The following is a 21,818-nucleotide window of genomic DNA, read 5'->3' as shown; positions in this document are numbered from 1 at the left end:
AAGGAGCGGGGCTTGAAAGGTCAAGGGCAAATCCTGTGGAACCGGCGCTTGGCCGTTCGCGAAATCCATTGCCTTGCCTTCTTGTCCGACTATGGTGCGCCTTTTATGTAAAAAGAAACGAGATTCATAATGGCCGCTGATATTCGCTCCCTCTCCGCAACCATCGCCGCCGAAATCAATGCGAGACCGGCGCAGGCGGTGGCCGCGATCGAGCTTCTCGATGAAGGCGCAACGGTTCCTTTCATCGCGCGCTATCGCAAAGAGGTCACCGGCGGCTTGGATGACGGTCAGTTGCGCACGCTGGCGGAACGGTTGGTCTATCTGCGCGACCTGGAAGCGCGCCGCTCCACCATCGTCGACTCGATCACCGGCCAGGGGAAGATGACCGACGAGCTGATGGGCAAGATTTCCGCGGCGGTCACCAAGGCGGAACTCGAAGATCTCTACCTGCCCTATAAGCCGAAGCGCCGCACGCGCGCCGAGATCGCCCGCGAACGCGGTCTTGGACCGCTCGCCGAGGCGATCCTTGGCAACCGCGCCGCCGATCCGACGGTGCTTGCCGCAGCTTACCTCACGGCCGAGGTCGCCGACGTCAAGGCGGCGCTCGAAGGCGCGCGCGACATCGTCGCCGAAGGCATCACCGAGAACGCCGATCTTCTCGGCAAGCTTCGCGCTCACATGAAGCAGAACGCCATGCTCAGGGCGCGCGTCGTCGACGGCAAGCAGGAGGCGGGCGCCAAGTTCTCCGACTATTTCGAGCACAACGAGCGCTGGGCGACGGCACCCGGCCACCGCGCGCTTGCGATGCTGCGTGGCTGGAACGAGGAAATGCTGACGCTGACGATCGACGTCGACACCGACGTTTCCTCCCCGGCAAAGCCGGTCGAGCGGATGATCGCGACAAGCCTGGAGATCGGGGCGCAAAAACCCGGCGACCGCTGGCTGATGGAGGTCGCAAGCTGGACCTGGCGCGTGAAACTCTCCATGTCGCTCTCGCTCGACCTGACGCGCGAGCTGCGCGAACGGGCGGAGGAAGAGGCGATCCACGTTTTCGCGCGTAACCTCAAGGACCTGCTTTTGGCGGCGCCCGCGGGTTCGCGGGCCACGATGGGCCTCGATCCCGGCATCCGCACCGGCGTCAAGGTGGCGATCGTCGACGGCACCGGTAAGGTTCTCGAGACCACGACCGTCTATCCCTTTCCGCCGAGGAACGACGTGCGCGGCACCCAGGCGACGCTTGCTGCCCTCACGCGCAAGCATAAGGTGGAGCTGATCTCCATCGGCAACGGGACGGGAAGCCGGGAGACGGAAAAGCTCGTCGCCGACATGCTGGCCGATCTTCCCGCGCCGAAGCCGACCAAGGTTATCGTGTCGGAAGCGGGCGCTTCGATCTATTCGGCCTCAGAGACGGCCGCGCTGGAGTTCCCCGACCTCGATGTGACGCTGCGCGGCGCCGTCTCGATCGCGCGGCGTCTGCAGGATCCGCTGGCGGAGCTCGTCAAGATCGAGCCGAAGTCGATCGGCGTCGGCCAGTACCAGCATGACGTAGATCAGCAAAAGCTCTCGCGCTCGCTCGATGCCGTCGTTGAGGACGCCGTCAACGCCGTGGGCGTCGATCTCAATACGGCATCCGCACCGCTGCTCGCGCGCGTGTCCGGTCTCGGGCCGTCGATCGCCGATGCGATCGTGCGCCACCGCGACGAGGAGGGGCGTTTCGAGACCCGGCGCGATCTCCTGAAAGTCGCGCGTCTCGGCAACCGCACCTTCGAGCAATGCGCCGGCTTCCTGCGCATTCCGAACGGCAAGGAGCCGCTCGATGCCTCCTCGGTGCACCCGGAAGCCTACGGCGTCGCCAAGAAGATCGTCGCCGCTTGCGGCCGCGACCTGCGCACCCTGATGGGCGACAGTGCCGCATTGAAGGACGTCGATCCGCGCGCCTTCGTCGACGAGCGCTTCGGCCTGCCGACGGTGCGCGATATCCTGGCCGAGCTCGAGAAGCCCGGCCGCGACCCGCGCCCGAGCTTCAAGACCGCCACCTTTGCCGAGGGCGTCAATGAAATCACCGACCTTCTGCCCGGAATGATGTTGGAAGGAACCGTCACCAATGTCGCCGCGTTCGGCGCGTTCGTCGATATCGGTGTTCATCAGGACGGCCTGGTTCACGTCTCCCAGCTTGCCGATCGTTTTGTCAAAGATCCTCACGAAATTGTGAAAGCTGGCGACGTGGTGAAGGTGCGGGTCGTCGAGATCGACGTGAAGCGCAAGCGCATAAGCCTCACCATGCGCAAGGATGGGGGCACTGAGGCCGCCGCGCCTTCGCGCAGCGGGCGCGAAGCCAGCGCGCCCAGCGTTCAGGCAAAGCGCGGCGATGTGCGTCCGCAAGCGACACAGCAAGGCAGTTTCGGCGCGGCGCTGGCTGACGCGTTCAAGCGAAAATAACGGCTTAGCGGAAGGTATTGCAAGAATGTAACACTCTGGCAACGTTGTTGACGGAGTGCTAATCCATGAACTTGAAAGCGATCGAGGAGACGCTAAACTTCACTTATCGTCGTCACAATATCCGAGGCACCCATGGCGTCGGCACTCCTTTTGCTCATTCAGAAAATCGTCCGTGAAGGCTCGCTGAAGCTGACACTTTCTTCCGGCGAGACGCATATACTTGGCGATGGCTCGGACGACCCGGTGGCCATCCGCTTCATCGACCAGGAGGCGGAAGACGCGGTGGCCCGCGACCCGACCTTGAAGCTCGGCGAGATGTACATGCAAGGCCGCTTCGTCATGGAGCAGGGGGATATCTACGACTTCCTCTCGGTGGTGAAGAAAAATACCACCAACGAGATCTTCGATTTCCGCATGGCGATGTTGCTTATGGGCCGCGTCGTCCTCCAGCAGCTGAAAAGCCGGTTGCCGATCAACCGCAACAAGCACAACGTCGCGCACCATTACGATCTGTCGGCCAAGCTCTTCGACCTTTTCCTCGACGAGGATTGGCAATATTCCTGCGCCTATTTCGAGCCGCACGGCATCAGTCTGGACGAGGCGCAGCTTGCCAAGAAGCGCCATATCGCCGCCAAGCTCCTGATCGGATCCGGCCAGCGCATTCTCGAAATCGGCTCCGGCTGGGGCGGCATGGGCATGTATCTCGCCGAGGCCGCGGAAGGGATCGATTTTACCGGCATAACGCTCAGCGAAGAGCAGCTGAAGGTGTCACGCGGGCGCGCGGCCAAGCGCGGCCTTTCCGAGCGCGTCCGCTTCGAGCTTCAGGACTACCGCTACATGGGCGGCAAGAAGTTCGATCGCATCGTCTCGGTCGGCATGTTCGAGCATGTAGGCATCGGCAACTACGGCAAATTCTTCCACAAGGTCTCCGAGTTGCTGGACAACAACGGTGTCATGGTGCTGCACACCATCGCCCGGCCGAAACCGTCGTTCGCCACCAACGCCTTCATCGAGAAGTATATTTTCCCGGGCGGCTATATCCCGTCCGTCGGTGAAGTCACGCCGCCGCTCGAAAAGGCGGGGCTCCTGATCAAGGATATCGAAATCCTGCCGATGCACTACGCCTACACGCTTCGCCACTGGCGAAACCGCTTCGTGGCGCGCAAGGCCGAAGCCGTCGCCCTCTATGACGAGCGGTTCTTCCGCATGTGGGAGTTCTATCTCGCCGGCTCGGAAATGGGCTTCCGCTGGGACGACCTCTTCATCCTGCAGGTTCAGATCGCCAAGAACCAGTTTGCAGTGCCGGACAACCGCAACTACATTGCCGAGCAAGAAGCGAAACTGAAGGAATTCGAGGCACGCCGCGCGCCGCTGGAGAAGGTGGTCTTCTAGCTTGAGGGCTGAGGCACGGGGCGGGTTACGGGCAAGAAGTTCTTGCCCGCAAATCCCTCCGCTGCTTCTTAATGATTTGTTGGCTAATTTCGAAGAATTTGATCCATATCTTCAAATTTTCCGCGCAATGGCCGATGAATATAATTCTGGGTTGCTGCGGCGAAGGTGGAATGTTCCGGGCTGCCCTCGCAGCCCTTTGTTTTGCGTTTTGCGGGGTCGGTTATGATTTTGAAATCCAAATTCCTTTTGCCTTCGGCACTCCTTCTGCTGTCGGCTGGCCTTGCCGACGCGCAGGAGCGCCGTGCCTGGTGGTCCGGCGACTGGTATGTCAGCCTCGGCGCTTCCGTTTTCTCCGCCCCGAAATACGAGGGCGGTTCGAGCAACAAGCTGCAATGGTCTCCGCAGATCTCGTTCGGCAAGCAAGGGCCCGAGACGCGCTTTTCCTCGCGCAACGATAGCGCCTCCTTCTCGCTTTACGACCAGGGCGCTTTCCGGGCCGGCCTCACAGGGCGCTTCATTCCGAAGCGTGACGCGGACACCGACAGCGACCTTCGCGGCCTGAAGCCGGTCAAATGGGGCGTGGAAGTCGGCGCCTTTGGGGAAGTCTATCCCACCGACTGGCTGCGTGCGCGCGCCGAACTGCGCCAAGGCATTCGTGCGCATGCAGGCCTCGTCGCCGACACCGCCGTTGACGCCTATGTCGATATCCTGCCTGAGCTCAGGCTTTCCGGCGGACCGCGCGCCACCTGGGCGACGGAGGATTATTTCGAGACATACTACGGCGTGGACCAGAGCGAGTCGGCGGCAAGCGGGCTCAGCACATACAATCCGGGCGGGGGTCTGAAGTCCGTCGGCGCAGGAGCCGCTCTCACCTGGCAGGCGACGCCAAACATAACCGCGAGTTCGTTCGTGGAATACAAGCGCCTGCAAGGCCCGGCCGCCGACAGCAGTCTGGTGCGCGAACGCGGCGATCCGAACCAATGGATGATCGGCGTCACGGCGAGCTACAGGTTCAATTTCACATTGAACTAGGAGCAAACAGCCAAGGGCTGCGCGCGCCAACACGCGCAGCTTGACCGCCGCCCCTCGGTCTCGATACTTAGCGCATGCAAAACACGGGCGATATTCACGGGCGCGTCGCGGATGCGCCTTCCGGCAACTGGGTCTACCGCGCGCTTCCTTCCGCGCTCTGGCCCTATGCGCAGCTGGCGCGCTGGGACAGGCCGATCGGCTGGCAGCTTCTGATGTGGCCGTGCTTCTGGTCGGCGACGCTCGCAGCCCAGGCTGCAACCGAAACGGGGCAGTTTTCGAGGCTTCAGCTGGTCTGGCACCTCCTGCTTTATTTCGTCGGTTCCGTGGCGATGCGCGGGGCCGGATGCACCTATAACGATCTCGTCGATCACGACATCGACATGGCGGTGGCGCGCACGCGCTCGCGGCCGCTGCCCTCCGGGCGGGTCAGCCGCCTGCAGGCCAAGGCCTTCATTGCCCTTCAAGCGCTGGTCGGGCTCTTGGTTCTGTTGCAGTTCAACGGGTTCGCCATTGTGCTCGGCGTGCTTTCGCTGGCGATCGTCGCCCTTTATCCCTTCGCCAAGCGCTTTACCGATTGGCCGCAGTTCTTTCTGGGGCTCGCGTTTTCCTGGGGCGCGCTGATGGGGTGGGCCGGCATTTTCGGCAGCCTCTCCGTTGCCGCCGTCCTGCTTTATGCCGCCTCGATCGTCTGGACGATCGGTTACGATACGATCTACGCCCATCAGGACAAGGAAGACGACGCGCTGATCGGCGTGCGCTCGACGGCGCGGCTCTTCGGCGAGCGCACGCGGCTTTGGCTCTCCGGCCTCTACGGTGCGGCCCTCGTCTTGATGTTTCTATCGTTTGCCGTGGTCGGCGCCGGCACGCTCGCCTATCTGGGGCTTCTCATCGCCGGCGGCATGTTCGCCTACCAGATTGCGGTTCTCAACATCGACAATGCCGATCAATGCCTGGCGCTGTTCAAATCCAACGGCAAGGTCGGCGCCATCATCTTCGCCGGGCTTTTCCTTTCCCTGCCGCTGATCTGACGGGTCAATCCGCAAACGCAAACACCCGGCGCCGAAACGCCGGGTGTTTTTGCAGGTGGAGGTTCGGGCGCTCAGCTGCGCGCGATGATCTCGCGGCCTTCGATCTTCATGGTAACGCCGAGCTTGCCAGTGGTGCGGCGCACGAGGAAGCGCGGGCGGCGGCTTGCGAAATAGGAGTGGCGCCGGCGCGGCTGCAGCGCGTTGGTCTTGACGCCGCCGAGATGCTCTTCGAGCGGCCGGGCGACGCCGTCGGCTTCCACCATCAGCATCGGGATGCGGAAAGCTTCCGACCAGGAACGCCAGTCGGCGGCGATGTCGCTGAGATCGTGCGCCACCAGAAGCGGAATGCACAGGTCCGGATCCTCGTGATGCAGTTCGAGCGTGACGGTGACTTCGCCGTCGCCGTGGTCGATCGCTCGCGCCGCCACGCCCATGAACGCCCGCTTTGGCAGGGCGATGGAAAGCGGCAGTCCGCTCGAGGGCAGGATCTTGCGCAACACTGCGCCACGCTCGTCGATCGTGATCGTGACGTCGCAGGATGATCCGCGCATCGCGTAGCTGACCTGCTGGGGGAAACGTGCCGGATCCAGCCGCAAGGTCGTACCTGCCCATGCAGGCTTCATGACGGATTTGCTCATCGATTTTTCTTACCCTTGTTTTACGCACGGGGGCCGGTTACCGGCCTTCTTTTGAGGACTTTTGTCCCTTGATGCCGTGAAGGTAGGCGGCCGATATTCCGGACAGCTTAAAAATCGCGGTTAAGAAAATTTTGCGTCGGCTGATGGTTAGCGAAATCAAATCCATCAAGGTTTCCGCGAAGTGAACGGATCTGGAGAAAACCATTCCGTTTTGACCGCCATCCGAGGGGTGCCGTGTCAGTCTCGCGTAAGCTCTGGCTGCAACAATATCGCGGGGTTTCGCTTGTTGTTTCCGACCTGACGCGTGGGGGCGTTCCGATGATTTCGACCTTTCTCGGATATTCGATGAGTTCGCGCGACATGGTGACGACGCTGACGCGGGTTTCCGCGCAGGCGCAGACCAAACGGGAGGTCGACTACTACAAGGCCAATATCGGCAAGGTCAAAACGGCCGACGATTTTCTTGGCGACTACCGGCTTTACTCCTACGCCATGAAGGCCTTCGGCCTTGAGGACATGGTCTATGCCAAGGGCATGATGAAGAAGGTGCTCGAGAGCGATCTCAGCGATACCAAGAGCTTTGCCAACAAGCTGACCGATACCCGCTACAAGCAGTTCGCGGCCGCCTTCAATTTCGGCGTGTCGGCCAATAGCGGGCAGACGGACACCCAGCAGGAAGACATGCTTGGTCTCTACACGCAGTCCTTCGCCAACGAGGAATCGTCCATCAAGACCGAGAGCGACTACTTCAGCGCGCGTATCAACAACATCACCAATGTCATGCAGCTGGTCGCCGATCCCAGGATGAAGAACTACCTGCTGAAGGCCTATGGCCTCGATCCCACCTATGTCAGGAACGGCTTCCTGGCCTCGGTGCTGACCAGCGACGTCAACGATCCGAACAGCTTCGTCAATCTGAACGGCGGCACGGCATTCAAGGCGATGGCCAAGCAGTTCAGCTTCAACGCGGACGGCACGGTGCCGACGTTGAGCGCTGCCCAGCTTGCCGAAGAGGCGGCGGTCAAGGCGGAAAGCGACTACTATGGCCAAACGATCGGCTCCGTCACGTCGGTGGACGGGTTGCTCGGCGATAGCCGCCTGACCGCCTTTATGCTGAAGGGCTACGGTATCGATCCCGCGTCCGTGTCGACAGGCGATCTCCGGTCGATGCTGACGAGCGACATCAGCGATCCCGCGAGCTTCGTGAACCAGAATGGAACGGCGGCAGAAAAGAAGCTTATCGCGCAGTTCAATTTTGCCGCGGATGGAACGCTTGCGCTCGATGCCAACGGGGTGACGAAGCCGGTGCAGACGGCCGCTCAGAAGGCGGCTGTGATGGACGAATACAACATCACGGTGCCAAGCTTCGTAACCGACGCCGGCGCCGCCGCGCTGGATTCCTACTACAAAGCCAACATCACCAATGTGAAATCCATTGCCGATCTCGTGGCCGATCCCCGGCTCGACGCGTACGTGAGATCTGCCTTCCGCATCGATCCCAGCGTCACGGATGCGGATATGGTCGCTGCCGCGAAGGATCCGCGGATCGCGGATGCCAAGAGGCTGACCAATCTTTTCATTCAGTTCAACTTCAGCACCGGCACCGCCAACGAGGATGCCTACTACGACGCCCATATCGGCACGATCGACAACATCACCGAGTTGACGTCCGACACGCGCATGATGGCCTATTTGAAGCTCGCCTACGGCATCGATCCGAGCATGTCCGCCGATCTCTTCAGGCAAGCCTATGCCGATCCGGCCATTGCCGCCGCCAACGGGCTTACGGATTTCTTTGCGCAGTTCAATTTTCAGGATCATCAGGCCGCGCAATCGGCCGCCACCTACTATTCGAGCAACATCGGCAACATCAAGACCGCGAGCGACCTCACCGGAGATGCCGCTCTCTTCTCTTTCGTCAAAGCGGCATACGGCATCGATCCGAGCGTGAGCGCGACCGATTTCGAGGCCGCGGTCGAGGATCCGGCGCTTGCCGCGAGCCTGGGCCTCACCGACGCGCTTGCGCAGTTCGGGTTCCAGGCAAGGGCGAACGCGGTGACGGAGGACGACTACTACAAGGCGACGATCGGCTCGATCACCTCGGTCGACGATCTGGTCGCCGACCCGCGCCTGTTCGACTACATCAAGACCGCCTTCAACATGACCTCCGTCACTCCGGCCGATTTCGCCGCCGCCGCGAAAGATCCGGCCCTGGCGCAAGCGAAAGGCCTGACGGCGATCCTCGGTCAGTTCAGCTTCGAGGCGGATGGAACAGTCACCCCAGGTGACGCGGCGCAATCGGCCGCGCAGATCAGCCTGATATCGACGGTCTATATTGCTCAGTTTCCGGGGCAGACCGACGAGCAGGCAAGCGCAACCGCCATGGCCTATCTGGCGCTCCATCCGGCTCAAACGCAGTCACAGGGCGAGACCGTCGCAAACGCTTATCACACGGCAAGCGACGCCCTGAAGGCGGATGCGCTCACCAATACCGCCTATTACCAGGCACATATCGGCACCGTCACCTCGGCCGACGATCTGAGTGCGGATACGCAGCTCTTCAACTACCTGAAAATTGCCTATGGGCTCGATCTGTCCATGACGGCCGCCGAGTTCAGCGCCGCCGCGAAGGATGCGAACCAAGCGATCGCGCTTGGGCTCGTGAAGGTTTTCGCGGATTTCAATTTCGGCGCCGACGGCACGGTCCTGGCCGGCAACCAGGCCCAGAGTGCCGCGCAGATCGCCAAGACGACGCAAGCCTATACGGCCAACTTCGCAACCGACGGAACAGTCACTGCCAACGGGCAGGCGCAGACCTCCGCGCAAATCAAGTACGTCTCCACGGCGTTCATGACCAATTACAGGCAGCGTGCCCAGACTGCCGAGCAAAAGAGTGCGGTCATGGACGCATACAGCGTTCAGGTGTCGACGTTCGTCACCAACGCCAAGGCGGCGGCCTCCGACAGCTACTACAAGAGCCACATCGGTTCCATCACGTCAGCTGCCGAGCTCGTCAACGATCCGATGCTCTTCGACTATGTGGTGATGGCCTTCGGGATTGCCGACCGGGAAGCGGCGAACACCTCGGACGCCGTCCTGAAGTTCGATTTCAAGACGGCGGCGGCGGATCCCGATTATGCCAAGCTCGTCGGCTTCACGGACATCATCGCGACGTTCAATTTCCTGCCGCCGGACGGAAAGGTGGCCGCCGGCAAGAAGGCGCAGACGGCCGATCAGATCGCCTCGACGTCGCAGATGTATTTCGACAAGGCCAATACGGCGCGAACGGCAATGCAGACCGACGCAGCGGCGAACTACAAGAAGCGAATGCCGGACGTTAAGAATATCAAGGATTTCTTCGTCACCAACGACGCCGATACGCTGAAGGACAACGACAAGCAGCCAGATCTGCCGCAGATCTACGAGGTGGCCTTGAGAGCATACGGCATCCAGCCGAGCGAGATGTCGCCGACGCGGATGAAGCTGATCCTGGAGAGCGACCCCTACGATCCGAAGAGCTACGTCAATTCCTTGAAGGACGACCGCTTCGTCAATCTGGCCAAGGCATTCAATTTCGACAGCAAGGGAGATCCCGAGCCGGCGGTCCAGGCGCTGTCGCAGCAGCAGATCAACAGCTACGTCTCGGCCTATTCCAAGCGAGCCTCCCTCGGGCTGACTGGCAGCGCGGCGAAGAAGGCGCTGGACGACGCCAAGACCGCGGCCACCTATTTCGCGACCAACATCCTCAAGATCAAAACCCTGCCGGACTTCCTCGCAGACAAGAAGCTCACCGATTTTACGCTGGCGGCGAACGGGATCGATCCGAAGACGGTTACCGCCGCGACCTTGAAGAGTGCCTTCGAAGCGGATCCGGACGACCCCAAGAGCTTCCTCAACACGACCGCCGGCGCACAGTTCAAGAAGATCGTCAGCACCTTTAATTTCGAGACGAAGGCGGCATCGTCCTCGCATCTCGACGACCTCACCAGCAAGCATGTGCTCGGATTGACCAACACCAAGCTGGGCACCATACAGGACAAGGGTGCCTTCGAGCAGACGAACGACTCCTACCTGCATCAGGCGCTCGAAACGCAGCAAGGCGAGACCAACGATGGCGTGCGCCTGGCTCTCTATTTCCAACGCAAGGCGCCCGACATCCTGTCGATCTACGACCTCATGTCCGACAAGGCGATCTATCAGTTCATCACCACGACCTTCCAGCTGCCGGACGCGATCGCCAACATGGATGTCCAAAAGCAGGCCGACTATCTGCAAAAGCTCGTCAGCCTCAAGGACCTGCAGGATCCGAAGAAGGTCAGCCAACTGGTGAAGCGCTTCACCGCCATGTACGACATGAAGAACAGTTCGAGTTCCTCGCCTGCGGCCAGCATATTGCAGGGATCGAGCGGCGGCATCAGCGCGGACACGCTGCTGTCGATCGCCCAGCTCCGGGCCGGATAAGGCGCGGGGAGGCGGCAAACCCGATTGCTTGCATCGAAGGGGAGCGCCGGGATCGCGGTAGCGGCTATTCACTCAAAGGTGAATCCCGTTTTCACGGCGTTAACGAATTTTTAGCGCGTTCTAACCTATCCAATAGTCATACATAACGCCGCTGCCGGTCCTTCGGCACTCGCGGTGGAGGACCTTTGGATGCTCTCGACCTATCTTGGCTATTCGATTGCCACGAGGGACATGACGTCGACCTTGAGCCGAATTGCCTCCCAATCACAGACGAAGCGCGCGCAGGCCTATTACGACGCCAATATCGGCAAGGTCAAAACCGTCGATGACTTCGTCAACAACTACCAGCTCTTCAGCTATGCCATGGACGCTTACGGTCTTAGCGACATGACCTACGGCAAGGCCTTCATGAAGAAGGTCCTGACGAGCGATCTCAGCGACAGCAACAGCTTCGCGAACCGCCTGAACGATCCCCGCTACAAGGCGATCGCGGCGGCATACAATTTCGGGACGTCTTCAAGTTCCTCCGGGACGGCAGGTGTTTCCTCCGCCAATGCGGCGCAATCCTCGACGCAGACCGATGGCACGATCGATCTCTATGAGCAGTCCTTCGCCGACGAGTCCGATAACGCCAAGGCGGAGACCGACTATTACAGCGCCAAGATCGCCAACGTCACCAATGTCGACCAGATCCTCGGCGACGACAGGCTGAAGGATTACGTCCTCAAGGCAAACGGCATCGATCCGACCTATATCTCCAACAGCTACCTGCGCTCGGTGCTGACCAGTGACGTCAGCGATCCCTCTAGCTTCGTCAACCAGAACAGCGGCGCCGCCTTCAAGGCGCTTGCCGCGGAATTCAGCTTCAACGCCGACGGAACGAGCACTGGCGCAAGCGCGCAGACGGCCGCCCAGGCGACGGAGATCGAGGGTCTCTACAACGCAACGGTCCCGTCCTACACGACCTATGCCGGGGCGACCGCCAACGACACCTACTACAAGGACACGATCGGCACGATCACCTCGGTCGGTGAGTTGACGTCGAACACGCGCCTCTTCAGCTACGTCAAGAATGCCTTGGGGCTAAATACGGATTTGACGGCGTACGAGTTCAATACCGCGGCTGGGGACCCGAGCTTTGCCGCGACCTTCGGATTGACCTCCGCTATCGCCAGTTTCAACTTCCAGCCGGATGGAACGGTCGCCGCCGGCGAGCAGGCGCAGAGCGCCGATCAGATCGCCGCCACCTCGTCCGCCTACATGAAGAGCTATGATACGTCGCAGTCGTCGCTCGTCACCGATGCCGAAAAGAACTACCGCACCAAGATCGCGGCCGTGACGAAGATCGACGATCTCTTCGCCAGCAACCAGACCGATAGCGACACCACGAACGACGATCTTCCCGATGCCTACCAGGTGGCGCTGCGCGCCTATGGCATCGACCCCGGCTCGGTGACGAAGAGCCAGATCAAGAAGGTGCTCGAAAGCGATCCTTACGATTCCAAGAGCTACGTCAACTCGCTGAAGGACGATCGGTTCGTCAATCTCGCCAAGGCTTTCAATTTCGACAGCAGCGGCAATCTGCGAGCGCCCGTCCAGGCGCTGTCGCAGGGTCAGATCAACTCCTACATTTCCCAATATACCAGCAAGGCGAAGATCGGCCTGAAGGGGGCGCAGGCGACCCAGGCCACCGACGACGCCAAGGATGCCGGAACCTATTTCGCGACCAACATCGTCAAGATCACTGATGTCACCGATCTTTTGGCCGACACGAAGCTCACCGACTTCATCCTGAAGGCAAGCGGCATCGACCCCAAGACCGTGACGACGGACACCCTGAAGAAGGCCTTCGCCTCCGATCCCACCGATCCCAAGAGCTTCGTCAACACCAACGATGGCGCCAAGTTCGCCAACATCGTTTCGGCGTTCAATTTCGGAACGGACGGCAACCTCACAAATTCCAAGCTCGGTGCGGTTCAGAACGAAGGCGCGCGGCTGGCGACGGACAGCCTCTACCTGCGCCAGACGCTTGAGGATCAACAGGGCGACACGAACCCCGGCGTGCGTCTCGCCCTCTATTTCCAGCGCAATGCATCGAACATTACGTCTGTCTACGACATCATGGGCGATCAGGCGCTCTACAGCGTCATCCAGACGACTTTCAACCTGCCGTCATCCATGTCGGCGATGGATGTCGACCAGCAGGCTTCGCTCATCGGCAAGTCTGTCAACGTGGCGGACTTCCAGGACCCCAGCAAGGTGGACAAGCTGCTCAAGCGATTCTCGGCAATGTACGACATGCAGAATAGTACCAGCTCGTCGCCGGGGCTCAGCATCCTCCAGGGTTCCAGCAGCAGCTATGGAATAAGCGCCGACATGATGCTGTCGCTAGCCCAACTGAAACTCGGCGGCTAACCCGCCCGCCGACTAAGGCTTCGCCCGCCCGTCACCCGACGAGGCGGGCGTTTTCCGTTCTGGCGCGGCCTTGCCGACGTGTCGCAAGACCGGCCCCGGCGCGATACGTCCGAAAAAATAAAAATCCCATAAAAATCAACGGGTAATACCCGGGGCTGGCGGAAAAATGCGATGGATTGGAGGGGGCCTGGAAAGAACTTGTTAACCGTCCCTGGCCTATTCGATGAGGGTTAGCGGTGTTCATTATCACTCACTGGATTGCAGGTACCATGCGTTTTCCCAGAACGAATCTTTCCAATGCAGCAGAGGGCGTTTCGAAGGGCGAGGGCGAGGATGCCATGGCTGCCGCCGAGCACGACGAGGGTGCCGCGAAACGCCGCGCCTATCTGGAGCGCAAGCTCCTTGAGTCGCGCGAGGCGAGGCGCCGTGCCGAAATCGCGCGCGCCGAGGAGGCAAAGGCCCAAGCCGCGTTAGCGGCCTCGGTCACGCCCGCCGTCGATGCCGTCGTCACAGCGCCGCCCGCGTCGGTTACCCAGCCTTCGGCTTCGGCGGACGCAGCCGAATCGCAGGTCTGGCAGTCGGCCTTTTCTCTCGCTCCGAACGTTCGCTTCACGCGCACCCCAGAAAGTCAGATCCGCCGGCAGGCTCCGGAGGATGCCCCGATTGCAGCGGCACCCACGTCGTCGGCAACCGAACCCTCGGCAACTGACCTCTCGGCCCATAGGCCCGCGCCGCCACCCGCTGTCGCCCGATCGCAGGCGGCCGTGCTCTCGGCCCAACCGAAGGCATCGGCGCCACAGCCCACCGCGCAAGTGCCGGCAATGCCGGCGCCGGTACCGAGTTCGGGGCTGCCGGTCAGGGTCGCCCAGCGATTGATCGAGGAGATCTTCATTCCCGCCGCCGCCTATGTGCCGCCGTCGGCGATATCTGCAGCAATGCCAAAGCCCCAGCCCACGGCGTCGGCGCCGCCGGTTCCCTCCCGGCTTGCCAATCTCTCCGACTTCGCCTTCTGGGATGCCATGCCGTTCGAAGAGAGCGATATGCCGGCCGTCGCTGCGGTCGCCATCTCCGTTCTGCCGCAGATCGAAACGCCTGCGGGCGGCGTCGTTTCGCGATACCGCATCATCGAGTGGCGCCACGGCAGGTCGGCGGAGGCGCAGCAGTCGGTGGCGGTCGCCCCGCTTGCCGTGACCGCACCAGTCAGCGAACCGGTGGCGCCGATCGCCGCGCCCATGCCGCAGTTCGCTCCGCCCACGGCACCGGCCGCTATCTCCTCTAGAATCGCCATCGAAACCGCTCTTGCCGTCGTCGCGGTGCCCGAGCCCGTGGTTCCGGTCGTGGCCTTACCAGCAGTCGACGCGCCAACCGTTGCGCCGGTCGAGGCAAGCCCCGCGCGCGCTGCCGCAACCCGGCTGCAGGTGACGCCGCTGCGCGACCGGCCCGCAAGCCCGGCCCTGATGGAGTGGCGCGCCGCCCCACCCGCCGACGGCGAGTATCAGCTGCCGCCGCGCGAACTTTTGCAGGAGCCGGTTGCCCGCACCGGCGTGATCATGACGCAGGAGACGCTGGAGCGGAATGCCGGGCTTCTGGAAAGCGTATTGGAGGATTTCGGCGTCAAGGGCGAGATCATCCATGTCCGTCCGGGTCCCGTCGTGACTCTCTACGAATTCGAGCCGGCGCCGGGCGTCAAATCCTCGCGCGTCATCGGCCTTGCCGACGATATCGCCCGTTCGATGTCGGCGCTCTCGGCCCGCGTCGCCGTGGTGCCCGGCCGCAACGTCATCGGCATCGAGTTGCCGAACGCGTCGCGCGAGACGGTCTATTTCCGCGAAATGATCGACTCCGACGATTTCACGAGAAGCGGTTTCAAGCTGGCGCTCGGCCTCGGCAAGACCATCGGCGGCGAGCCTGTCATCGCCGAGCTTGCCAAGATGCCGCATCTGCTCGTCGCCGGCACCACCGGCTCGGGCAAGTCTGTCGCCATCAACACGATGATCCTGTCCTTGCTCTACCGCATGACGCCGCAGGAATGCCGGTTGATCATGGTCGATCCGAAGATGCTCGAGCTCTCCATCTATGACGGCATTCCGCACCTTTTGACCCCTGTCGTCACCGACCCGAAGAAGGCGGTCATGGCGCTCAAATGGGCCGTGCGGGAAATGGAGGAGCGCTACAGGAAGATGTCCCGCCTCGGCGTACGCAACATCGACGGCTACAACGCCCGCGTCGCGACCGCGAACGAAAAGGGCGAGACCATCCACGTCATGGTCCAGACCGGCTTCGACAAAGGGACGGGCGCGCCGATCGAGGAAAGCCAGGAGATGGACCTGACGCCGATGCCCTACATCGTCGTCATCGTCGACGAAATGGCCGACCTGATGATGGTCGCGGGCAAGGATATCGAAGGCGCGATCCAGCGTCTGGCGCAGATGGCGCGCGCCGCCGGTATCCACCTGATCATGGCGACCCAGCGCCCCTCGGTCGACGTCATCACCGGCACGATCAAGGCGAACTTCCCGACCCGCATCTCTTTCCAGGTAACGTCCAAGATCGACAGCCGCACCATTCTGGGCGAGCAGGGAGCCGAACAGTTGCTCGGCCAGGGCGACATGCTGCACATGCAGGGCGGCGGCCGCATCGCCCGCGTGCACGGCCCCTTCGTCTCCGACGAGGAAGTCGAAAAGGTCGTCGCGCACCTGAAGATGCAGGGCCGGCCCGAATACCTCGACACGGTCACGGCCGACGAGGACGAGGAAGAGGACGACGAAGAAGAAAGCGCCGTCTTCGACAAATCCGCAATGGGCGCGGAAGACGGCGACGACCTCTACGAGAAGGCGGTCAAGGTGATCATGCGCGACAAGAAGTGCTCGACCTCCTACATCCAGCGTCGCCTTGGCATCGGCTACAACCGCGCCGCCTCGCTGGTCGAGCGCATGGAAAAGGAAGGTCTCGTGGGTGCGGCAAACCATGTCGGCAAGCGCGAGATCATCTCCGGAAACCGCGATGCCGCGCCGATGCGAAACGAGGAGATGGAGTAGGGACGATCTGCGGCTGGGCGCTTTCGCTATTTCGCGGGAGCGGTCGGCCGGCCACTTTGGTCACTCGACTATCGGGCCTTAAGCACGCCGATCATGGCCTTTCCGTCGGTGAAATAGGGATCGCCGCCGCCATTGCGGCCGGTTTTGGTCGCTCCGATGCCCTCGATCTCATAGCTCGAAGAAAGCTGTCCGGACTTCAGCAGATCCGCAATGATCAGGTCTCGCTCGGCGTCGACATCCGGGCCGATGTGATGGGTAATTTGCCCGGTGTCGTGGCTGAAACCGACACCACGATCGAAGCTTGCCGAACCGAGCCAAAGCGGGCGGTCGTCCGGGCCGGTCTGCTTCGTCAACCAGAAACGGACGTGGTTGCGTTCGTCGGCGCTTTTTCCGACGGGCTTTTCGAAGGCCAGATCCTGCTTCCTGCCCTCAAAAAGCAGCGGACTGACCGGCGCGTCGAGGTCTGGCCGATCAAGCACCACGCTCAATCCGATATCGATGGATGACCGCAGGGTAATCTTGTCGGCGGGATCCCATCCGGCTGCAGCGAACGCGCGGATCACTTCTTCCTTGGAACCGACAAGACCGACATTGATCGGGTCGCCCGGAATATCCTGCTCGGTTGTCGTGACCATGCTGCCGATCTTCGCAACGCGGCCGGCATCATGAAAAATCCAAATCTCGGGAATGACGAAATAGGCAACCAGCAAATAGATGAACAGCGAGACCAAGACGGCGCTGGTCGCTATCCGGGTCTTCGTGCGATGACGCATCATCATTGGCCCCACCTTGGAAATCGCAAGGCGATCATACGCTTGAACATGCAGCGGAGACATCGCGAATTTGAGCACTGGGCATCACGGCCAAGCGTCCGACTTTTCCTGGAATAGCCCTAAACGGCGACCACTTTTCCAGGATTCATCACCCCCGCCGGATCGAACGCCCGCTTGATCCGCCGCATCAGGTCCATCTCGATCTGCGGCCTGATCGACGCCAGTTCGTCGCGCTTCAGCTGGCCAATGCCATGCTCGGCCGATATCGAGCCGCCGTGCTGCAAGACAAGTCCGTGGACGATCTTGTTCATCTCCCGCCAGCGGGCGATGAAGGCGGCCTTGTCGGCGCCGACCGGCTGGGAAATGTTGTAGTGGATGTTGCCGTCGCCCATGTGGCCGAAGGCGCAGATGCGGGCGCCGGGCAGGGCGGCCATGATCGCATTCTCCGCCTCGTGCATGAAGGCGGGAATGGAGGCCACCGGCACGGAAACATCGTGTTTGATCGACCCACCCTCCGGCTTCTGCGCGTCCGACATGCTTTCGCGCATATGCCACAGCGCCTTCTGCTGCGCCTCGGATGCCGCGACCGTCGCATCCTTTATGAGCCCGGCCTCATAGCCCTGTTCGAGCAGCGCCGTCATCATCCGCCCGGCGGTCTCGGCGGAATCGGAGGTCGAGATGTCGATCAGCACATACCAGGGATGCGGCGAGGAAAGCGGATCGCGCACGCCGGGAATGTGGCGGCTCGTAAATTCGACGCCGATGCGCGGCATCAGCTCGAAGCCGGTCAGCGCCGGACCGCAGCGGCTCGACGCGTCCTTGAAGAGCGTGAGCGCATCCTCGACCGAGGCTATGCCGGCGAAGGCCACCTGGTGGCCCAGCGGTTGCGGAAAGAGTTTCAGCACCGCGCCGGTGATGATGCCGAGCGTGCCTTCGGCGCCGATGAAGAGGTCGCGCAGGTCATAGCCGGTGTTGTCCTTCTTCAGCCGCCTCAGCCCGTCCCATATCTCCCCGGTCGGCAGCACCACTTCGAGCCCCAGGCAGAGCTGGCGCATGTTGCCATATGCAAGCACGGCGGTCCCGCCGGCATTGGTGGAAAGGTTGCCGCCGATGCGGCAGGAGCCCTCCGAGCCGAGCGACAGGGGAAACATGCGGCCATGCTCCTCGGCCGCCTTCTGCACCTCGGCAAGGATGCAGCCGGCATCGACCACCATGGTGTTGCCGACCGGATCGACGTCGCGGATCCTCGTCATGCGCTCCAGCGAGACGAGAATGTCCGCACTGCCCTCACGCGGCGTCTGGCCGCCGACAAGGCCGGTATTGCCGGTCTGGGGGACGATTGCCGTGCCGGTCTCGGACGCAAGCTTCAGAATGGCCGAGACTTCGGCAACGGAACCGGGCTTCAGCACCATCGGCGAGGCGCCATGGTAGAGGCCGCGATTTTCGACGAGGTGCGGCGCAATGTCGGCCGCCGCCCGAAGCACATGCCCTTCACCTACGATGGATGCGAAACGGTCGAGAAGGGCAGGAGAGACGGTCTGGGTCATGGTCGGATGCTTTCCCTGTCGGCGCGGATCGAGAAGGGAAAGCATGGGAAACAGGCTGGATTGTCAAGCCCGTTGCTGGGCGGTTGCGCGCTGGCCCCTCATCCGCCTGCCGGCACCTTCTCCCCACCTGGCGGGGAGAGATCAGTTTGCTGCCAAAGCAGTCCTTTTTGCGATCGCGTCCGTTTCTCCGTCTTCCCGGCCTTGAGCCGGGATCCAGCCGCGCCGCGTCGGCGGCGCGAAAGAGTCTTTTGCGCGCAAGGACTTGCGCGCGCTGTACCCCGGATCGGGTCCGGGGAGACGGCGGATAGCGGCGCAGTCCTGGTAAGCCGTTAGAGTTTGTCAGCAGTCTGCCCTCTCCACCGCCGAGCGGGGAGAGGGTTAGGGTGAGGGGGCAGTGCTGCGGACGTTTGGGCGACGCCGCTATTGCGCCGCGGTGCGAACCGTAAAGCCTTCCCAGATCGGCAGGAACTCCTTCATGACCTTTGCGTAGGACGGCCGCTTTTGCGCCCGCTCCCAGTAGCGTTGAAGGTTCGGGCGATCGCTGAAGGGGGCGATCATCTGTGCATAGAAGAGCGGCGGGATGGTTGCGCAATCGGCCATCGAGAACGTGCCGCAGACCCATTCCTGGTTTGCCAGCCGCTTGTCGAAGTGTTCGTACATGCCTTGAATGTAGCGGTTGGCACGCTGCGCCTCGTTTTCGTTCTCGGGCTTGAAGCCGTGCTTCTGGAACATGAGTTCGCGCGTCGGGTCGTTGAGGTAGAGATCCGCCATGCGGTCCATGAGCCGCACCTGCCGGGCGGCATCCCCGCCGCCGGCGGGGATCATCCGTGGGGTGTCCGGGAATTTGTCGTCGAGATATTCGATGATGGTGGTCGATTCCGGAACGCTCCAGTCGTCGCTGGGTTTGAAGAGGGGCACCTTGCCGAGCGGATGGATCTTCTCGTAGGCCTCCCGCGCCTCGGGCGACATCAGGTCGACGAGTTCGGGCTCGTATTCGATCCCCTTCTCGTTGAAGGCGATCATCGCCTTCTGGGAGTAGCTGGACATCGGATTGTAATAGAGTTTCATGCTCTTTCCTCCTGATGGAACCTGACAAGGGATCATTAAACTTCGAGGTAGCGGCGCAGCTTGGCGAGGCCTCCGGTCCAGCCCTTGTTATGGGCTTCGCGGGCATTCTCGCTGTCGAAGTCGCTGTGGATCAGCGTCAGCTCGGTGCGGCGCTCGTCGAGCGGCCGGAACACGATGAGCACTTCCGTCGGGCGCTCGCCCGCATGCTGCCAGCTGAAGCGCAGCCGCTCGTTGGTCACGACCTCGCGATATTCGCCATTGACGACGAACTGCGTACCGTCGCTGCGCTGCATGACGATGCGATAGAGGCCGCCGGGGCGGGGATCGATGCTTGCCTGCGGGGTGGTCATCTCGCCCGGCGCGAACCACTGGCTCAATTGGCGCGCGTCGCACCAGGCGGCAAAAACGCGCTCGACCGGCGCATCGAAGATCTCGCTAAGCCTCAGCTGTATCATGCTTTCTCCTCCGGCTTGCCCTTGTCATCGGCAAGAAATTCGGCAAGACGTCCCAACCGCTCTTTCCAGAACTGCTGGTAGAAGGCGATCCATGCCGAGGCGTCCCTGAGCGTCTCGGGCTGCAGCGAACAGAAATGCGTGCGCCCGTCGATCCGTCGGCGCATCAGCCCCGCCCGTTCCAGCACGACGAGGTGCTTGGAGACGGCAGGCAACGACATCGAAAACGGTTCCGCCAACTCGGAGACCGTTGCCTCGCCGTCCGCCAGCCGCGCCATGATCCTGCGCCGTGTCGGATCCGAAAGCGCATGAAACACCGCGTCCAGCTGCTGCTCACCTAAGCTTTCAAGGGCTGGCGACATGCAGGGAGCCTCAGATATTTAACCATTTCGTTTTATATTCTCTAGTCCTCAATCGCGCGGGCGTCAAGCCCCGATCGAGACGCGCCCATGGCGTCCTCGAAACGGGAATTTCAGTCGATATGGAAAGGTTACGAGCGCGGTGCCGCGGCGCGGCGCAAGCGATCGTTGATGGCCTCGCCGAGCCCCTCGTCGGGGATGGTGGTAAAGGCGATGCTGGCGGCGCCGCTCGCATCCGCGCGCTTCATGAAGGCAAAGAGATTTGCGGCAGCCTCCGAGAGATCGCCGCCGGGGCTGAGGTTAAGCACGATCGCGGCCTCTTTTTCGCCGGCAACCGGGTGCTGTCCAAAACGGATAAGCGCCTCGCCGGCGGCAACATCCGTCGCGTCGAGCCGAACGGAGGCACCGGGCGCATAATGGGAGGCCAGCATGCCTGGCGCCTCGATCGCGGCGGATGCCGCGCGCTTGCGCTTCAGGCGCTGGCCGGCCACGCGCTCGATATCGGCGGCCGCAAGCCCGCCGGGGCGCAGCAGTCGCATTTCGCCGTTCTCGACCTTGACGATGGTCGATTCCACGCCGACATCCGAAGGACCGGCGTCCAGGATCAGCCTGATCCGGTTTCCGAGATCCGCTTCCACATGATCGGCGTCGGTGGCGCTGATCTTGCCTGACGTGTTGGCACTCGGAGCCGCAAGCGGCCGTCCGAAGGCGCGGATGAGATCGCCGGCGAAACCCTTCGGTACGCGAATGCCGACGGTATCGAGACCGGCCGTTGCGAGCGGATGAATGTCGCTCCCGGGCCTCAGCGGCAGCACGAGCGTCAGCGGTCCCGGCCAGAAGGCTTCCGCAAGCCGCCGCGACACAGGATCGAAAACGGCGTAGCGCTCCGCCATGGCGAGATCGCTCATATGGCAGATCAGAGGGTTGAAGCGCGGCCGGCCCTTGGCCTCGTAGATGCGGGTGATGGCGGCGGCGGCCGTCGCGTCGGCGGCAAGGCCGTAGACGGTCTCCGTCGGCAGCGCCACGGGCTCGGCCGAGGCAAGCACGTCGACGGCTTGCCGGATTGCGCCTTCGGCGTCCTGTCTGATGTCGATCCGTAGTGCCATTGCCTGACCGGTTTTGTCCTTGCTTCGGCGCTTCCTTAGGCTTTTCGCGGCACAGGATCAATGCGCGGCG

At 62.1% G+C, this 21,818-nt stretch carries 14 protein-coding genes; 7 read left to right on the top strand and 7 right to left on the bottom strand.

The window, feature by feature from the left end; genetic code table 11:
- The first annotated feature begins 129 nt into the window (after window positions 1-129).
- From AB4048_RS07675 to ubiA, 4 genes are all read left to right on the top strand, one after another.
- Entirely contained in the window at window positions 130-2,439 is a 2,310-nt protein-coding gene (locus AB4048_RS07675; protein WP_442201337.1) for a Tex family protein, read from the top strand.
- Window positions 2,440-2,571: 132 nt separating this feature from the next.
- Window positions 2,572-3,831, top strand: a complete 1,260-nt coding sequence (locus tag AB4048_RS07670) for a class I SAM-dependent methyltransferase (protein ID WP_442201336.1) — start codon at window positions 2,572-2,574, stop codon at window positions 3,829-3,831.
- 222 nt (window positions 3,832-4,053) lie between these two features.
- On the top strand, window positions 4,054-4,863 hold the full coding sequence (locus AB4048_RS07665; RefSeq protein ID WP_442201335.1) for a MipA/OmpV family protein: 810 nt from the start codon (window positions 4,054-4,056) through the stop codon (window positions 4,861-4,863).
- Between the two features lie 74 nt (window positions 4,864-4,937).
- Window positions 4,938-5,891 carry a 4-hydroxybenzoate octaprenyltransferase gene (ubiA, locus tag AB4048_RS07660; protein WP_442201334.1) on the top strand — a complete coding sequence of 318 codons (954 nt, stop codon included), beginning with the start codon at window positions 4,938-4,940 and terminating at the stop codon, window positions 5,889-5,891.
- A 71-nt stretch (window positions 5,892-5,962) separates the two neighbouring features.
- Here the strand turns inward: ubiA and AB4048_RS07655 are convergent, their stop codons facing one another.
- On the bottom strand, window positions 5,963-6,529 hold the full coding sequence (locus AB4048_RS07655; RefSeq protein WP_442201333.1) for a DUF6101 family protein: 567 nt from the start codon (window positions 6,527-6,529) through the stop codon (window positions 5,963-5,965).
- 234 nt (window positions 6,530-6,763) lie between these two features.
- Between AB4048_RS07655 and AB4048_RS07650 the strand changes: the two genes are divergently transcribed.
- The 3 genes from AB4048_RS07650 to AB4048_RS07640 all read left to right on the top strand — a co-directional run bounded on the left by AB4048_RS07650 (window position 6,764) and on the right by AB4048_RS07640 (window position 16,443).
- Complete coding sequence (locus AB4048_RS07650; protein WP_442201332.1) at window positions 6,764-10,990, top strand: DUF1217 domain-containing protein; 4,227 nt, start codon at window positions 6,764-6,766, stop codon at window positions 10,988-10,990.
- A gap of 189 nt (window positions 10,991-11,179) precedes the next feature.
- Complete coding sequence (locus AB4048_RS07645) at window positions 11,180-13,405, top strand: DUF1217 domain-containing protein (RefSeq protein WP_442201331.1); 2,226 nt, start codon at window positions 11,180-11,182, stop codon at window positions 13,403-13,405.
- Window positions 13,406-13,674: 269 nt separating this feature from the next.
- On the top strand, window positions 13,675-16,443 hold the full coding sequence (locus AB4048_RS07640) for a DNA translocase FtsK (protein WP_442201330.1): 2,769 nt from the start codon (window positions 13,675-13,677) through the stop codon (window positions 16,441-16,443).
- A 68-nt stretch (window positions 16,444-16,511) separates the two neighbouring features.
- Here the strand turns inward: AB4048_RS07640 and AB4048_RS07635 are convergent, their stop codons facing one another.
- The 6 genes from AB4048_RS07635 to AB4048_RS07610 form a co-directional block, all read right to left on the bottom strand.
- Complete coding sequence (locus tag AB4048_RS07635; protein ID WP_442201482.1) at window positions 16,512-17,216, bottom strand: LssY C-terminal domain-containing protein; 705 nt, start codon at window positions 17,214-17,216, stop codon at window positions 16,512-16,514.
- 119 nt (window positions 17,217-17,335) lie between these two features.
- Entirely contained in the window at window positions 17,336-18,763 is a 1,428-nt protein-coding gene (locus AB4048_RS07630; RefSeq protein WP_442201329.1) for an FAD-binding oxidoreductase, read from the bottom strand.
- Between the two features lie 420 nt (window positions 18,764-19,183).
- Window positions 19,184-19,831 (bottom strand): glutathione S-transferase family protein, encoded by a 648-nt coding sequence (locus AB4048_RS07625; protein ID WP_442201328.1) that lies wholly within the window; start codon window positions 19,829-19,831, stop codon window positions 19,184-19,186.
- Between the two features lie 35 nt (window positions 19,832-19,866).
- Window positions 19,867-20,286 carry an SRPBCC family protein gene (locus AB4048_RS07620; RefSeq protein WP_442201327.1) on the bottom strand — a complete coding sequence of 140 codons (420 nt, stop codon included), beginning with the start codon at window positions 20,284-20,286 and terminating at the stop codon, window positions 19,867-19,869.
- Entirely contained in the window at window positions 20,283-20,645 is a 363-nt protein-coding gene (locus AB4048_RS07615; protein WP_442201326.1) for an ArsR/SmtB family transcription factor, read from the bottom strand. The genes AB4048_RS07620 and AB4048_RS07615 overlap by 4 nt, the downstream gene beginning before the upstream one ends.
- Before the next feature lie 128 nt (window positions 20,646-20,773).
- Complete coding sequence (locus AB4048_RS07610) at window positions 20,774-21,748, bottom strand: L-threonylcarbamoyladenylate synthase (protein ID WP_442201325.1); 975 nt, start codon at window positions 21,746-21,748, stop codon at window positions 20,774-20,776.
- Window positions 21,749-21,818 lie beyond the last annotated feature (70 nt).

Source organism: Rhizobium sp. RAF56 (assembly GCF_052113965.1).
GTDB lineage: Bacteria > Pseudomonadota > Alphaproteobacteria > Rhizobiales > Rhizobiaceae > Rhizobium.
This window is presented reverse-complemented; position numbering and strand designations above follow the sequence as displayed.